Here is a 15,483-nt window from a genome sequence, read left to right on the forward strand (position 1 = left end):
GATGCGCCGCGACGCAACGCGCTACTGGTTCCGTTCACGTCCACATGTGTCTCCGGTTATTTGCCGCGCAGTCGACGCCATTCCGCCGACATGAGATCGTCGAACGCGGCAAGGTCCGGCGCGCAGAGACGATCGTTAAGCTGGTCGCGGAACGCGTGACGTTCCGCCTTCGTCGCGAGCGCTGCGCATGCACGCGCCGCTCGCTCGACGAATAAATGCACGCATCCCGCTTCCTTCGCTTCCGCAAGAATCGGAGCGAGGCGATCGGGGAACGTGGCGATCAGTTCGGATAGCAAGCACCCCACTTCGGCGGGGGCATACTCGAATCGGGATGCAAGCGCCGTGACGGCGCAGGCCAAATGCTGCTCGTGCGAGCAGCAGAGGTCGATCTGTTCACGATGAGGCCGACAGCACCTCATGCCGGGCTTAAACCGCGCCATGACGACGACGGCGACGTGCGGCGAGGTTTCGAGCTGCGTGGATCAAGCGCTGAAACAGACGCTGCCCCTTCCGGCCAGTTGCGATGATCTTCTCCGCGTCGTTGTCGTCGATACGACGGTCGACAAGGGCGCGCGTGACATCGTCGGCAACGAGCCCGACATGCGCCTGCAGGCTCAGGGCAGTCGACACCAGCCGCATAGCACTGCCATCGCCCGCGTCGTCCGCTCCCTGTTCGTCGACTGCCTCAGCGACCAGACCGAACCGCCCATTCAACGCGTGCAAGGCGTCGAGTGCATGCGCGCTCGCCTCGGCTTTTTCCTGCATCCACTCGACCAGCAGCTCGAACATCTCCATCGAAAGCCGGCTGTCGCCGACGCCACGCAGTCGAAGGCGCAGCGACTCGGGCGTGATGTTCTTTCCGCGTCGATTCGTGAGGTGGTTCGCGGCGTCAGCGACGCCACCCGGCGTATTGCGCACGGACGTGTAGAGCACGTCCAGCCATTCCGTGCTGTCGTATCGGCAGGTCATATTTGATGTTGGGACAGGTAGGTTTTCATGCTGTCGTGCCCGGAACAGACGTCATACGATGCGAACTGGCGATGTCCGGCATAAACAGGTCAGGCCGCTCGACCTTCACCGCAGCAGGGATGCCTCGCACGAGCCAATTGCAGACGCGCTGAGTACCGCCATGGCTTTTCTCGTATCCAAGGAGTTCCGCGACCCTGGCCGGGCCACCCAAACGCTCGATTGCCTGTCGGTCCGCGTTGATGTGAGCAGATTTGTCCATAAGGCGACATTAAACACTATGTTTATATCAAATGCAAACGCAGCGTTTAACAACAAGGCGTTTACATCGCAGACCATGTGGCCCATGCGAGCCATTCACGAAACGGCCCAGCGTCTCTACGCGGCCGCTAAACAACTCCGGGACGTCGAAGGCCCGGCCAACGTCGCGCGTCTACTGAACGAGTCGCCTCAATTGCTGAACAATTGGGAGCGACGTGGCATGTCGGCGGCTGGTGCGTTGAAAGCCGCGTCCGCGCTTGGCTGCAGGGCGGAATGGCTTCGGACTGGCGAAGGAGAAATGGTTGACGCAGGCGGACTGAAAGAAAGTTTACGCGGCGGTAAGACTTCAAAAGATCAGACGGATCAACAGAAATCGAAGCCGCTGCCGGCGCCGACCCCCGCGATACAAGAACGAGCAAAAGCGTTTGTCGCCGCTTTCACCGAAGCCACGACGAATAACCAGGTCTCGCCCGAACTCATGACGGCACTGGAAGGCATGCTTGCAGCAGGGACATCCAACGCGACTGCGGCGGCGTTTGCAAAACGCTCACGTAGCGCAATACGCGCTGCGATGATGCCCGAGGGCCAGCCACACAATGAAGTACAAAAACGGGGATCGACGCGCTAAGGTCGTCGATTTAGCAGCATATCGAGCAGGCAGGAAACCACGCCGTACCTCGATCCCGGACGAATCAGACGTCGTCACCGACATTCGCTTTTCCATCACCCGGGCCGGCAAGGTAATCGCCTCGCGCCCCGTCCTCGATACAACGCACCTTCTCGCCGTCCTCTCGTGGTGCCAGGAACTGGCATCGCTGGCGCTCGACTCGTACATAGAAAAGTCACTTTGAGCCACTGACCCGCTGCCGCCGCGTAAACGCGGGTAGCGAGTGCACGCCCACAGATTAAACATAGTGTTTGCATTGAAACTAAACATGATGTTTAATTCCGGTCATCGCGTCGCCTGACGCCCAACCGGAGACTGACTGTGAAACTGACTGACTCGCATACGGACGCGCGCCACGATTGGCTCGATAACGAACAAGCACCGCGCGTGGTGCAGTCCGAAGCCGCACGCCGAATTACCTTTGAGAAGTCGACGATCGTCCGCGCAACGATCGTGGCCGTGCTTTTGATCATCGTTGCAAATCTGCTGCAAGACGCCCCGATCGAAGCACAGCCGACCGCACACCGCCTCACCGCCTAACCACCCCGCACATGCCGGGGTAACCGCCCCCGGCGCCATGGAGACCCAACCATGTCGCGAATCAAACTCAAAGCTGCGCCCCTCTTCGACGCTGATCGCCGTGACACCCTCTCACTGCGGAGCGTTGTGCGTTATGACCGCAATGCCAAACGCCCATCCACGCCGATCCTCGTCGGCAAATATGTCGTCGGCCGTCGCCCCATCACCGACAGCCTGCACACGCTGTATTTGATCCTCGACGAAGGAGACATCGCCGGCACTCAGATTTCGATCCCGAGCGAAGACGACTGCGCCCAAGCAGTGAAACGGCTGCGTGACAAGAAGCGCGCAGCGGCCAAGACGGCGTCGATGACAATCCGCAAGGCGAAGAAGCGCGGCAACGGTCAACGTCAGACGGCCAGGGAGACTGTGTGATGGACGACCGGACACGTCACCTCGACCTCATTGCGCCAATTCCCACTGGAACCGCGAAAGCAGCCGCCGCTGCAGCCGGCGCAACGTCCGCAGACCTCTGGATGGTGCCTTACGGTCAACTTCACTATGACCCGGCCGACAACATCCGCCCGGTTGACCCCGAGTGGGTTACTCACCTCACAGCACTAATCGTCGAAAACGGCTACGACAAGGGTTCGCCGCTGCATTGCTACGTGCGAAAGGTGGACGGCAAGGATCTGCTGTATGTCTACAAGGGGCAGCACCGCTACCTCGCGGCCGGGAAGGCAATCGAGGCAGGTAAGGACGTCGGAAAGATCCCCGTCGTCGTACGCGATGCCAAGACGGTCATCCGGGCCGAAATGGTGATCGACGGCTATCTCAGCAACGACAGCAAGCGCTCGTCGCCGCTCGAACTAGCGGGCGTCGTCGCCGAGCTACGAGACATTCACGGCATGACGCTAGCGGCGATCTGCAAGCGCTTGAACGTCACGGACCAAACCGTCCGCGATGTCGGACTGCTCGAACGAGCCCCGGTTGAACTGCACCAGATGGTTCGCAATGGCGCCGTCGCCGGCACGCTGGCGATCGAGCAGATTCGCGAACACGGGGCCGACAAAGCTCTTGAACGACTTCAGAAAGGTGCGGCGAAGGCATCGGAGTCCGGCAAGGGCCGCGTGACAAAGAAACACCTCGACGCGTCGCGAGACGCCCGACAGCCCGCTGCAGCGGCGCCCCCCCCCCTGTCCGAGCAATCGCCGAGGCGGAAGCAACCGGCAACGCGTTCAATCACGCCTACGAAGATCAACGAACAGCAGGCAAAGCAACTTTTGGATGCGCTGCAGGCGGTGCTTCACGATAGCGGATTCGGTAAGCTTTCTTCCCCCACCATCGCGACGGTTCACAGCGCGATGCTGCCGCTAGCAGACATGCTCGATGCTGCGCGGCCCAAAGGCGGGACTAAACCCGGACTTGAGCCCAATGCCGCATGGCCCTATCCGAAAGGAGCCGCCAATTGAGCCCTCGCCCGGCCCCTTCTACCCCACGTCCGCTGCCGCGCAAGCGGGAACGCGCGACGAAGCACCCGGCTATCGCGCTCGTAAGCGTCAACGGGACGTCGATGCAGACGGAGAGCAGCGGGCTTTCGCCCGCAAAAGCAATCCAGAGAGGGAAGGCGCCGCTCGCGCGGCGCAAACCTATCCAGACGAACAAAGCCTTGGCGGATACCCGCCAAGGCCGGCTCGCGCGGCTCGATGCCCTTCGCATCGAGATCCGCACGCTGATCGCCGAGGTCTCGCACGCGGCCGATGTCGAGCTGCTGGACCTGATGGCCGACGAGATCGGTTCATTCGCCCGCCACAAGGCCGCGCAGGAAGCCCGCACCTGGGCAGCAACCGCCGGCATCACCTTGGAAACGGGATTGATGCAACTCGGCCGCGCGATCCCGGCGGCCGAGAAAACCAATGAAACAACAGTGAGCAACACCATGACCAAAGGAGGGACGCACGTATGACCGTCGCGATGGAACCGATCTACCTCGACCTCGACGCGCTCTCTGCCGCAATCTCGTTGTCGCCAGCCGTGATCCACAAGCTCGTGCGACAGGCGCAATTCCCGAAGCCACGCTCGATATCGGATCGCCGGGTCGGCTGGCTCACGAGCGAGGTCAAGGAATGGGCTGCGACTCGACCTGCGTCAGAGAACCTGCCGCCACCTAATTGCGGGACTGGCCGGCGCCGGACCGCCGATCCTCGATAGCCAATTCCTCAAGCTTGTCATTGAGCAGCGTCAGCCAGTGCCGACGCTGCTCGTCATACTTGTGCAGGTTGTATACGCCGCCGACTCCAGGCAGCATGTGGCCGATGATCGCCTCTCCCACCTCGAACGGACAGCCCAGCGCAGCAAGCATCGTCCGAGCCGTGCGTCTCAGATCATGCGGCGCCCAATGCGTAACGGTCAGGCGAGGCCGCTCCATTTCCGGTCTCGTCGTAGCGTAGGGCTGGTGCATCCACACCGTCGACTGAAACACCTTCTGTTCCGTCTGAGCGCCCCTCGTAGACGGAATTAAATACCCATCCCCGTATCTCGCCCACCGTCGACGTACGACCTCCTCTGCACGGCCGACCAGCGGCACCCGCAGGTCGGTCGCATTTGCGTGCCTCGCGTTCTTCGTCTTGGCCTTCGGAATGGTCCACCAGAGACCGTCAGCTTCCTCGCTGATTTCCTTACCGGTCATTGCGCCAATCTCGCCGCCGCGCGTTCCAGTCCAGAGATACAGAACCAGCGCGTCATGCACGGTCCGGCTGAAATTCGGCAGCCAGTTGATCAGGCGGCCGGTCTCTGCATTCGCAAGCACCCGCTTCTTTGTACCGGTGGACTCGCCAGATATCCGTTTGCCGGTACTCCGGAGGCGACCGCGCATGATTTGCCGCCACCAATTGGGCGTAGTCTCGGCCAAGGTGCTCGCGTCTAGGGCATAGTCCCACGCGGCGCCCAACTCCTGCCGCAGCCGCCGAGCCTGCACCGGAATGTGCGCATACGACTCCAGCAGGGCGAACGCCTGGCCCCGCGTAACCTGCTCGGCGATCCGGTCACCGAACTCGCCGAGCATCGTGTCGAACATCCGTTTCGCCTCTGCAGCGCCCTTGCTCTTTCGATTGCGTTCGACGTGCCCGACGAGGTATGCGCGGCACACCTGCCGCACAGTCAGCGGACCGTCCTGCGTTACCATAACGCCCAGCGCTGGATTAGCCTGCAAACGCTTCGCGAGTGCTGGATCACTCCCTGCCTCGCGGGCCGATCGCAGCTTCTCCCATTCGCCCGCAGCAGCAGCTAACGACAACGCCGGCCACTCGCCGATTTTGGTTTGTCGCATGCGGCCGTCGACGGGCGATTTATATCGATAAGTCCACGAGCGACGCGTGGCCGTTGCCTCCAAGCGAAGGCCCGGACAACCGTCGATCGTTATGTGTGTACCCGGCTGCATTTGCTTCGCAGCGCGTGCGTCGAATCGCATTTTTCCTCGGCGTAGGTTTCTGACACAGCCCACACTCTACCAGCGTAGGTTTTAGCCGGCGAGATCGCAAAAACCTACGCTCAACTGTGATATTTAGCGAGATGTCGCGGCATGTGGAAATGAAGCTAGCATGCGAGCAAATCAGCCGGAAACCCTTGGTGGAAAAGGACGTGCAGGAAATTACGGATACAAAACAGCAGCTTACGGAAGCGTCTTTCAGCGGCCACACGCCCATGATGCAGCAGTACCTGCGCATCAAGAGCGAACATCCGGATACGCTCGTCTTCTACCGGATGGGTGACTTCTACGAGTTGTTCTACGACGACGCCGAAAAAGCCTCGCGTCTTCTCGACCTGACCCTGACGCAGCGCGGCGCCTCGGGCGGCAACCCGATCAAGATGGCCGGCGTGCCGCATCACGCGGTCGAGCAATACCTGGCGAAGCTGGTGAAATTCGGTGAATCGGTGGCGATTTGCGAGCAAATCGGCGACCCCGCCACCTCGAAGGGCCCGGTCGAGCGCAAGGTGGTGCGCGTGGTCACGCCGGGCACGCTGACGGACGCCGCCCTGCTCTCCGACAAGGCCGACGTCTACCTGCTCGCGCTGAGCCTGGGCCACAACAAGCGCGGCGTGCTCACCAACGTGGGCCTCGCCTGGCTCAACCTCGCCAGCGGCGCGTTGCGGCTCGCGGAAATCGCGCCCGACGAACTGGGCGCGGCGCTCGAGCGGATCCGCCCGGCCGAAATCCTCGCCGCCGACGCGGCTATCGAGGCCGTGCCGGTCGGCGCCGGCGCGGTCACGCGCGTGCCGGCCTGGCACTTCGACATCGCCTCGGGCACCCAGCGCCTGTGCAGCCAGCTCGACGTCGCCAGCCTCGAAGGCTTCGGCGCGCACTCGCTGACCAGCGCCTGCGGCTCGGCCGGCGCCCTGCTGCTGTATGCCGCCTCCACGCAGGGCCAGCAGCTGCGCCACGTGCGCAGCCTGAAGGTCGAGACGGAATCCGAATACATCGGCCTCGATCCAGCAACGCGCCGCAACCTCGAACTGACCGAAACCCTGCGCGGCACCGAATCGCCGACGCTCTACTCGCTGCTCGACACCTGCGGCACCACCATGGGCAGCCGCCTGCTGCGCCACTGGCTGCACCATCCGCCGCGCGCCTCGGTGGCCGCGCAGGCACGCCAGCAAGCGATCGGCGCCCTGCTCGAGGCAGCGGGCGACGCCAGCCTCGACAGCCTGCGCGGCGCGCTGCGCCAGGTCACCGACGTGGAGCGCATCACCGGGCGCCTGGCCCTGCTGTCGGCGCGCCCGCGCGACCTCTCCAGCCTGCGCGACACCTTCACTTCGCTGCCCGAGCTGCGCGCGCGCATCACGCCGATCGCCCAGCAAGCGAGCGCGCTCGCGCGCCTGGAAGCCGCGCTGGAACCGCCGGCCGGCTGCGCCGACCTGCTCACGCGCGCGGTCGCCCCCGAGCCGGCCGCGATGGTGCGCGACGGCGGCGTGATCGCGCGCGGCTACGACGCCGAACTCGACGAGCTGCGCGACATCTCCGAGAACTGCGGCCAGTTCCTGATCGACCTGGAAGCACGCGAACGCGCGCGCACCGGCATCGCGAACCTGCGCGTCGAATACAACAAGGTGCATGGCTTCTATATCGAGGTCACGCGCGGCCAGACCGACAAGGTCCCCGACGACTACCGCCGCCGCCAGACCCTCAAGAACGCCGAGCGCTACATCACGCCCGAGCTGAAGACCTTCGAGGACAAGGCGCTGTCGGCGCAGGAACGCGCGCTGTCGCGCGAGCGCGCGCTCTACGACGCGCTGCTGCAGTCGCTGCTGCCGCATATCGAGGAATGCCAGCGCGTGGCCGGTGCGCTGGCCGAGCTGGACCTGCTCTGCGCCTTCGCCGAACGCGCCCGCGCGCTGGACTGGGTGGCGCCGCGCTTCTCCGACGAGATCGGCATCGAGATCGAACAGGGCCGCCACCCGGTGGTCGAGGCGCAGGTCGAGCAGTTCATCGCCAACGATTGCCGGCTCGGCAACGAGCGCAAGCTGCTGCTGATCACCGGCCCGAACATGGGCGGTAAGTCGACCTTCATGCGGCAGACCGCGCTGATCGCGCTGATGGCCTACGTCGGCAGCTACGTGCCGGCCAAGTCGGCCTGCTTCGGCCCGATCGACCGGATCTTCACGCGCATCGGCGCCGCCGACGACCTGGCCGGCGGCCGTTCGACCTTCATGGTCGAGATGACCGAGGCCGCCGCGATCCTCAACGACGCGACGCCGCAAAGCCTGGTGCTGATGGACGAGATCGGCCGCGGCACCTCGACCTTCGACGGCCTCGCGCTGGCCTGGGCGATCGCGCGCCACCTGCTCTCGAACAACGGCTGCTACACGCTGTTCGCCACGCACTACTTCGAGCTGACGCAGTTGCCGGTGGAATTCCCGCACGCGGCCAACGTCCACCTGTCGGCGGTCGAGCACGGCCACGGCATCGTGTTCCTGCACGCGGTCAACGACGGCCCGGCCAACCAGAGCTACGGCCTGCAGGTCGCGCAGCTCGCCGGCGTGCCGCCCGCCGTGATCCGCGCCGCGCGCAAGCATCTCGCGCACCTCGAACAGCAATCCGCCGGCCAGCCCACACCGCAGCTCGACCTGTTCGCCGCGCCGCCGCCCGTCTACGACGACGAGCCCGATTTCGACCTGCCCGAGGCGCGCGAACCGGCAGCACCGGCCGCGCCGCATCCGGCACTCGTGCGCCTGCGCGAGATCGACCCGGACAACCTCAAGCCGCGCGAGGCACTCGACCTGCTCTACGAACTGCAAACCCTCGCCGCCCGGCAGGCGGACGATGACCTGGCGCACTGATCCGCCGCCGCTGGCGAACCCGCGTGGCGCGCCCGCGCCACGTTTCGGCATCGCCGTCGCGATGGCCGCGGCCGCGCTGCTGCTGACCACGCTGACCACCACCGCCGCTGCCGCGCCCGCCGCCTCGGCAACGACGCGCGTGGCCGAGCGCGGCTACGCCTTCGCGGTACTGAGCGGCGCGATCAACAGCCCGGCCGACGAACCGGCCGCGGCACGCCTGCTCGATGCCATCTCGCGCGATCGCTCGGTCTCCTTCGCGATCTACGACGGCAACCTGAAGGGCGCGCGCGAGGCCTGCCGCGACGGCATCTACGACACCCGCATAGCGCTGTTCAAAGCCTCGCGCGTGCCCGTGTTCTACGTACCGGGCCAGGCCGACTGGGCCGCCTGCGCGCTGAAGGAAAACGGCGGCTACGACGCGGTCGAGCGCCTCGACTACCTGCGCCAGACCTTCCTCGCCGATTCCGAATCCTTCGGCCAGACACCGCTGCCGCTCACGCGCGAAAGCGAGGTGGCACGCTTCAGGCCGTTTCGCGAGAACATCCGCTGGACCCAGGGCGACGTGGTATTCGTGGCGCTCAACGCGCCTTCGCCGAACAATCGCTACCTCACGGCGGGCGGGCGCAATGGCGAATTCGAGGATCGCGCGATCGCCAGCGCGTTCTGGATCGATCACGCCGCCGAAACCGCCAAGCGCCGCAACGCGCGCGCGCTGGTCATCGTCATCGAAGCCGATCCGCAGTTCGAACACTACGAGCGCGAACGCTTCGCCTGGCTGCGCTTCGGGCGCTCGCGCGCGCGCGACGGTTTCCTGGAGTTCAAGCGCGCGCTGGTGAAGGCGGCGCAAACCTTCCGCGGCACGATCCTGGTGATCCACGCCGGCGACGAAGCGCTGCGCGCCGGCTTTCGTATCGACCAGCCGCTGCACGACGAGAAAGGAGATCGGGTGGCGAACCTGACGCGCATCGCGATCGCGCCGCGCGAGCGGCTCGTGCAATGGGTCAGGGTCACGGTGAATCCGGCCGGACGGCCGATGTTCGGAGTGGGATTACAGGAGGTGCCGAGCAACCTGCCGGTGCCGCCCGCCCTGCCGGCCGCGTCGCATGACGACACGCCCTTGCCGCAGATGCCGGAGATCCCGGCCTTGCCGGAATTGCCCGATCCAGCCTCGAGCGGCTTGCCGCCGCAACCGGCCTCGACGGGCAATCCGCCCATCCTGCCGCCGGCGTCGGCGCCTGGCGGCCAGCCCGCCTCGATGCCCGACGGCGGCTACTGAGCGAAGCCGCCGGCGCAAAGCAAAACGGCCGGCAAATGCCGGCCGTTCTTCCATCGATCAGTGCAGCGTGCGACCCTGGGTCGGCTCCTCGCCGTCCTCGTCGTCCTCATCCTCGTCGACGATCTCGAGCCCTTCGGCGCCATGCGCGTGCTCGTGCTCGATCTCGTCCTCGGTGGCGGCGCGCACGTCCTTGACGGTCAGCGCGAAACGCAGCGCCATGCCGGCCAGCGGATGATTGCCGTCGAGCACGACCTTGTCCTCGGCGATGTCGGTGACCGTGTAGATCAGCGAATCGACTTCCTCGTCGCCGTCTTCCGGCGTGCCTTCGAACTGCATGCCGACTTCGAGCGGCTCGGGGAAACGGTCGCGCGGCTCGATCTTCACCAGCTCGGGATCGTAATCGCCGAACGCGTCCTGCGGCTCGAGCTGGATCTGCGCTTCGTAACCCGTTTCCTGACCGTCGAGCTGTTCCTCGATCTTGGGGAACGTGCCATCATAGCCGCCGTGCAGATAGATCATCGGCTCGTCGCTTTCCTCGATCAGATTGCCTTCCGTATCCGACAGCTTGTAAGTCACCGAGACGACGGTGTTTTTTGCGATTTTCATCCAAATCTCCCAATTTCCAGCCGCATTATACGATGTCCCAACGGTCCGAAGCCGAACCGGCAAACCGCGCGCGAGCCCCGATCCAGAACGAATCCGGCGCCCCCCACCCCGACACGCCCACACCGCTGCTCGGCCAGTTGACGCCGTCGCAATTCATGCGCCGCCACTGGCAGAAAAAGCCGCTGCTGATCCGCCAGGCGATCCCCGATATCGTGCCGCCGCTGTCGCGCGACGCGCTGTTCGAACTGGCCGCCGACTACGATACGGAATCGCGTCTGATCACGCATTTTCGTAACAGATGGCAACTGGAACAGGGGCCCTTCGAGGACGGCGCGCTGCCGCCGGTGAGCAAGCGCGAATGGACCCTACTGGTGCAAGGCGTGGACCTGCACGACGATGCCGCGCGCGCCCTGCTCGAGCGCTTTCGCTTCATCCCCGACGCGCGCCTGGACGACCTGATGATCTCGTACGCGACCGATGGCGGCGGCGTCGGCCCGCACTTCGATTCGTACGATGTATTCCTGCTGCAGGTGCATGGCAAGCGCCGCTGGCGCATCGGCGCGCAGAAGGACCTGACGCTGCGCGAGGATCTGCCGCTGAAGGTGCTCCAGCATTTCGAGCCGACCGAGGAATGGGTGCTGGAGCCGGGCGACATGCTCTACCTGCCGCCGCACATCGCGCACGACGGCATCGCCGAGGGCGAATGCATGACCTGCTCGATCGGCTTTCGCGCGCCGTCGGCGGGCGAACTGACAGGGCAGTTCCTCTACTACCTCGCCGAGCGTGGTGCGCTGCGACAGAGCCCGCGCGCGGGCGAGCTGTATCGCGACCCGAAGCAGCCCGCCGTGACGCGCCCCGCCGAGCTGCCCGAGGTCCTGGTCGAACGCGTGGCGACCATCCTGAACGGCATCCGCTGGAGCCCGCGCGACATCGAGGCCTTCCTCGGCAGCTACCTGAGCGAACCGAAATCGAACGTGGTGTTCGACGCTCCCGACGATCCCCTAGACGAGGACGATTTCGTCGCGCAGGCAAGCCTTCGCGGGATTCGTCTCGACAGGAAAGCGGCATTGATGTATAACGCGCGCTCGTACTTCATCAATGGCGAAGAAAATCCGCTCTCGGGCAGCTCGAAATGGCTGTCGGAACTGGCCGATCGACGCTATCTGGAGGCGAAACGCTTTGTAACACACTCCCGGCACCCCCTCATGACAGCTTTGCTTCACGAGTGGTATTGTGCGGGCTGGATCAGGCTGGGGTGAGCTGCAGTCGGCTTATCCTGGCAGGACGCTCATACAGGCCAAACTTGTATGGGAAAGACAACGTATTGACCCCGCATTTGTCGACGGTCGATAGGAAAGTGCATATAATTTCCGCCCAAGCCGTAGGGAAGATTCACGCTCTGGCAGTGCATCTCCACAGCGGCCCAGGTCGGTGTTGGAGCACATTACCGGTATTGTTTCGCGCTGTTGCTTACCTTTAACCATAAAAGGACGTGATCATGAAGAAATCCCTCCTCGTAGCTTCGCTGTTGGCCGCCGTTGCACTCGCTGCTTGCAACAAGAGCTCGGACCAAGCTGCTTCGTCGGCTGCTAGCGACGCATCGGCAGCCGCTTCGGCTGCTTCGTCGGCTGCCGCGGCTGCTTCGGACGCTGCATCGAGCACGGCTGCTGCTGCGAGCGACGCTGCATCGGCTGCTGCCGCTCCGGCTTCGGACGCTGGCGCATCGGCCGCTGCTCCGGCTTCGGGCGCGAGCCAGTAAGCTGGGATCAGCTCACGCTGATACGAAAAACCGGCCCTGGGGCCGGTTTTTTTTCGCCTGCATTTTCTGCGTCGCGTTCTCCCTCGATATGCAGGCCGGGACGAGTCGACGAGATTGCGCCTAACTCAGGCTCCGCCAGTCGAAGCCGTCGTCCTGCGAAGCCACCCCCACCTCCTCCTGCGCGCAGCCCAGCACCGCCGCCAGGGCGGCCCGCGCCAGCTCGGGCTGGTTGTTCTCCTGGCTCAGATGCGCGGCCACCAGGTGCCGCAGGCGGGCCCGGTCGAGCGAGGCCAGGATGTCGGCCGCCGCGGCATTGCTGAGGTGCCCGAGCGAGCCGCCGATACGCGCCTTCAGCGAGGCCGGATAACGGCCCTTGGCGAGCATCTCGGCATCGTGGTTCGCCTCCAGCACCAGCGCGTCGCAGCCGCTCAGCACGCCGCACAGATGCGGCGTCGACATGCCCGCATCGGTCAGCACGCCGAGCCGCGCGGCGCCATCGGAAAACACGAATTGCAGAGGCTCCCGCGCATCGTGCGGGACCGTGTAGGGAAGGATCTGGAGATCGCCGATCGGCGTGGTTTCGTCGCCCCACAGCACGTGCAGGTCGACCGCGGCGCTGTCGGCGCCGACCGCCTTCGCGGTGCCCCAACTCATGAACAACGGGATGCCGAAGCGTCTGGCGACCGTCAGCGCGCTGCCGATATGGTCGCTGTGCTCGTGGGTGATGAGGATCGCGTCGAGCTCGCCCGAGCCGAGCCCGACGCGCGTGAGGCGCCGGTCGAGTTCCTTCGCGGAGAAACCGCAGTCGAGCAGCACGCGCGTGGTCGTGGTGCCCGACGAGGCCTCGACGACCAGCGCATTGCCCTCGCTGCCGCTGCCGAGGCTCGTGAAGCGCACGGCCTCAGTTCAGCTGCGTGTGCAGCAGCGTGATGATGCGCTGCGCATCGGTCGAGGTGTCGGCCTGGCCGTTCGCGTCGACTACCGCGACCTGGGTCTTCGCATCGCCGTTGGCGCGCACGCTGACGAAGAATTCCTTGCCCGGCTTGGCGGCCGTCGCGCCGCCGTAGAACAGCTTGCCGAACAGGCCTTCGCGCTTGAGCTCCTCCGAGGAATTCGCGTAGCGCACCGTGTAGACGCCCTTCTGGCGATCGCGGTTGTCGACCGCGAAGTTGGTGCGGTCGAGCGCGAGGCCCACGCGCAGCCAGGCGCGATCGAAGGATTCGAACAGATCCAGGGTGGGCGCGCCCGAGCTCTTGTCGACCACCGTGGCCGCCGCGCTGGCGGGCCGCGCGTCGGTCAACAGTTGCTTGGCCTGGGCTTCGGTCAGGCCGAACTTCTCCATCAGCTTGGCCAGGAACACGGCCTCCAGCACCGGGTTGCGCGGACGCTCGACCCAACGCGAGGAATCCCCGCCCTGCGGTCCCGTCAGCACTTCCTCCATCGCGCTGTGCGTGATGGAAATGTCGGTCGAGCCGTCGGCGCCGCGCGTGACGAGCGTGCGGAAGCTGTCGCGCGTGCCCGACGAGTAGGCGAAGTCGATCACGCGGCCGATGGTGTTGCGGAACCAGTCGTCGGGAATGTTGGCGCGGTTCTCGGCCCAGTCGGTGGTGAGGATGCCGGTGGTCGGCGCATCGGTCTTCAGCGCGAAGCCGTTGTCGGTCCAGAAATCCTTCAACTGCGGCCAGAGCTGCTCGGGCGTGCGCCCGTCGACCACCAGCCAGCGGCGGTCGCCGTCGCGCTCGACGTGCATGCCGTAGGGATCCTGCGCGCTCGGCTGGCCTTCGGTCGCGTTGCCGGCCGGCGTGAGCGCGCGCTGCGGCGCCGCGCCCAGGCCGGCGTTGGTCGGCGGCGCGATGTACGAGGGATTGACCGGCACCGAGGTCAGGTCCTTGGGCACCGCCAGCGGCGGCGCCGAGCCGGTCGACTTGTAGTTGACCCGGTCCGGTGCGAGGTAGTCGTTCAGCGTGTCGCAACCGGCCAGCGCGCCAAGCGCGAGCGCCACCACGGACGCCTGGAGTGCGCGGGAGGAAAAGGCGAAATGTTTCATGAAATCCTTCGTCTTGCTAAACGCGGGTCACGCGCGATACCGGCGGGCCGGGTGAAATCGGGATGGGTCGGAAAGCACGAACGGCCGCGAGCGCGGCCGTTCGTGTCGGTCAAGCGATGCCGGCTTCGCGCAGCGCGCCGCGCACGACATCGTGATAGCGCTCGTCGAGCGCCGTCAGCGGCAGGCGAATGCCGCCGCGAATCTTGCCCATTTCCTGCAGCGCCCACTTCACCGGAATCGGGTTCGCCTCGGCGAACAGGTGCTTGTGCAGCGACAGCAGCTTCATGTGGATCTCGCGCGCCGTCTTCGCGTCGCCGGCGATCGCCGCGCGGCACAGCTCGCTCATCGCGCGCGGCGCGACGTTGGCGGTCACCGAGATATTGCCGTGGCCGCCCAGCAACATCAGCGCGATCGCGGTGGGATCGTCGCCGCTGTAGATGCCGAAGCCCTGTGGCGCGGCCTTGATCAGCTGCGCGGCGCGATCGATGTTGCCGGTCGCGTCCTTCACGCCGACGATGCCCGGCACCTGCGCGCAGCGCAGGATGGTCTCGTTGGCCATGTCCGCGACGGTGCGGCCCGGCACGTTGTAGAGGATCACCGGCAGCTCGACCGCCTCGGCGATCGCGAGGAAGTGGCGGTAGATGCCTTCCTGGGTCGGCTTGTTGTAATACGGCACGACCTGCAGGGTGGCATCGGCGCCGACCGATTTGGCCTGGCGCGTCAGCTCGATCGCCTCGGCCGTGGAATTGCCGCCCGCGCCCGCGATGATCGGGATGCGCTTGGCCGCGTGCTCGACCGCCGTCTTGATCGTGAGCACGTGCTCGTCGACCGACAAGGTGGCCGATTCGCCGCTGGTGCCGACCACCACGAGCGCATCCGTCCCTTCTTCGATATGCCAGTCGACCAGCTTGCGGAAGGCCGGCAGATCGAGGCTGCCGTCTTCGAGCATCGGGGTCACGATCGCGGGCATGCTGCCGCTGAATTGAATACCGTCTTGAGTGCCGTTAGCCATGAAACGCAATGAAAGTAAACCCAATAAACGTCGA

15 protein-coding genes and 1 pseudogene are annotated in these 15,483 nt (G+C 65.2%); 9 read left to right on the plus strand and 7 right to left on the minus strand.

Annotation, left to right across the window (positions count from 1 at the left end; genetic code table 11):
- Positions 1-56: 56 nt before the first annotated feature.
- A complete protein-coding gene (locus BM43_RS17860) occupies positions 57-440 on the minus strand; it encodes a hypothetical protein (RefSeq protein ID WP_036050087.1) in 384 nt (127 codons plus the stop codon).
- A complete protein-coding gene (locus BM43_RS17865; RefSeq protein ID WP_036035932.1) occupies positions 427-969 on the minus strand; it encodes a hypothetical protein in 543 nt (180 codons plus the stop codon). The genes BM43_RS17860 and BM43_RS17865 overlap by 14 nt, the downstream gene beginning before the upstream one ends.
- A 160-nt stretch (positions 970-1,129) precedes the next feature.
- Between BM43_RS17865 and BM43_RS40575 the strand changes: the two genes are divergently transcribed.
- From BM43_RS40575 to BM43_RS39095, 6 genes and pseudogenes are all read left to right on the plus strand, one after another.
- Positions 1,130-1,855 (plus strand): hypothetical protein, encoded by a 726-nt coding sequence (locus tag BM43_RS40575; RefSeq protein WP_155296535.1) that lies wholly within the window; start codon positions 1,130-1,132, stop codon positions 1,853-1,855.
- Between the two features lie 360 nt (positions 1,856-2,215).
- On the plus strand, positions 2,216-2,434 hold the full coding sequence (locus tag BM43_RS39090) for a hypothetical protein (protein ID WP_025099044.1): 219 nt from the start codon (positions 2,216-2,218) through the stop codon (positions 2,432-2,434).
- A gap of 51 nt (positions 2,435-2,485) precedes the next feature.
- Complete coding sequence (locus BM43_RS17870; protein ID WP_036050083.1) at positions 2,486-2,848, plus strand: hypothetical protein; 363 nt, start codon at positions 2,486-2,488, stop codon at positions 2,846-2,848.
- Positions 2,848-3,819, plus strand: a pseudogene (locus BM43_RS17875) (pyridoxal phosphate biosynthetic protein PdxJ); the annotation flags it as partial. The gene BM43_RS17870 and the pseudogene BM43_RS17875, both read left to right, overlap by 1 nt.
- Positions 3,820-3,986: 167 nt before the next feature.
- Positions 3,987-4,379 (plus strand): hypothetical protein, encoded by a 393-nt coding sequence (locus tag BM43_RS17880; RefSeq protein WP_036050080.1) that lies wholly within the window; start codon positions 3,987-3,989, stop codon positions 4,377-4,379.
- An 8-nt stretch (positions 4,380-4,387) separates the two neighbouring features.
- Complete coding sequence (locus BM43_RS39095) at positions 4,388-4,624, plus strand: helix-turn-helix transcriptional regulator (protein ID WP_013698698.1); 237 nt, start codon at positions 4,388-4,390, stop codon at positions 4,622-4,624.
- On the opposite strand, the gene BM43_RS17885 is transcribed toward BM43_RS39095, so the two are convergent.
- Positions 4,581-5,882, minus strand: coding sequence for a tyrosine-type recombinase/integrase (locus BM43_RS17885; protein WP_036050065.1), 1,302 nt, complete (start codon positions 5,880-5,882; stop codon positions 4,581-4,583). The genes BM43_RS39095 and BM43_RS17885 overlap by 44 nt on opposite strands.
- A 233-nt stretch (positions 5,883-6,115) precedes the next feature.
- Between BM43_RS17885 and mutS the strand changes: the two genes are divergently transcribed.
- Positions 6,116-8,749, plus strand: a complete 2,634-nt coding sequence (mutS, locus tag BM43_RS17890; RefSeq protein WP_042286169.1) for a DNA mismatch repair protein MutS — start codon at positions 6,116-6,118, stop codon at positions 8,747-8,749.
- Positions 8,750-8,759: 10 nt separating this feature from the next.
- On the plus strand, positions 8,760-10,025 hold the full coding sequence (locus BM43_RS17895; RefSeq protein ID WP_036053113.1) for a membrane protein: 1,266 nt from the start codon (positions 8,760-8,762) through the stop codon (positions 10,023-10,025).
- A gap of 57 nt (positions 10,026-10,082) precedes the next feature.
- On the opposite strand, the gene BM43_RS17900 is transcribed toward BM43_RS17895, so the two are convergent.
- Positions 10,083-10,631, minus strand: a complete 549-nt coding sequence (locus tag BM43_RS17900; RefSeq protein ID WP_013698701.1) for an FKBP-type peptidyl-prolyl cis-trans isomerase — start codon at positions 10,629-10,631, stop codon at positions 10,083-10,085.
- A gap of 32 nt (positions 10,632-10,663) precedes the next feature.
- On the opposite strand from BM43_RS17900, the gene BM43_RS17905 reads away from it, so the two are divergent.
- Positions 10,664-11,890 (plus strand): cupin domain-containing protein, encoded by a 1,227-nt coding sequence (locus BM43_RS17905; RefSeq protein ID WP_172535111.1) that lies wholly within the window; start codon positions 10,664-10,666, stop codon positions 11,888-11,890.
- Between the two features lie 620 nt (positions 11,891-12,510).
- Here BM43_RS17905 and BM43_RS17910 read toward each other — a convergent pair.
- From BM43_RS17910 to dapA, 3 genes are all read right to left on the minus strand, one after another.
- Entirely contained in the window at positions 12,511-13,287 is a 777-nt protein-coding gene (locus tag BM43_RS17910; RefSeq protein ID WP_036050063.1) for an MBL fold metallo-hydrolase, read from the minus strand.
- A 4-nt stretch (positions 13,288-13,291) separates the two neighbouring features.
- Positions 13,292-14,437, minus strand: a complete 1,146-nt coding sequence (gene bamC, locus BM43_RS17915) for an outer membrane protein assembly factor BamC (protein ID WP_036050060.1) — start codon at positions 14,435-14,437, stop codon at positions 13,292-13,294.
- A gap of 109 nt (positions 14,438-14,546) precedes the next feature.
- Positions 14,547-15,449 (minus strand): 4-hydroxy-tetrahydrodipicolinate synthase, encoded by a 903-nt coding sequence (dapA, locus tag BM43_RS17920; protein WP_025099054.1) that lies wholly within the window; start codon positions 15,447-15,449, stop codon positions 14,547-14,549.
- Between the last annotated feature and the right edge of the window lie 34 nt (positions 15,450-15,483).

It is taken from the genome of Burkholderia gladioli, from assembly GCF_000959725.1.
In the GTDB taxonomy this organism is placed as follows: Bacteria; Pseudomonadota; Gammaproteobacteria; order Burkholderiales; family Burkholderiaceae; genus Burkholderia; species Burkholderia gladioli.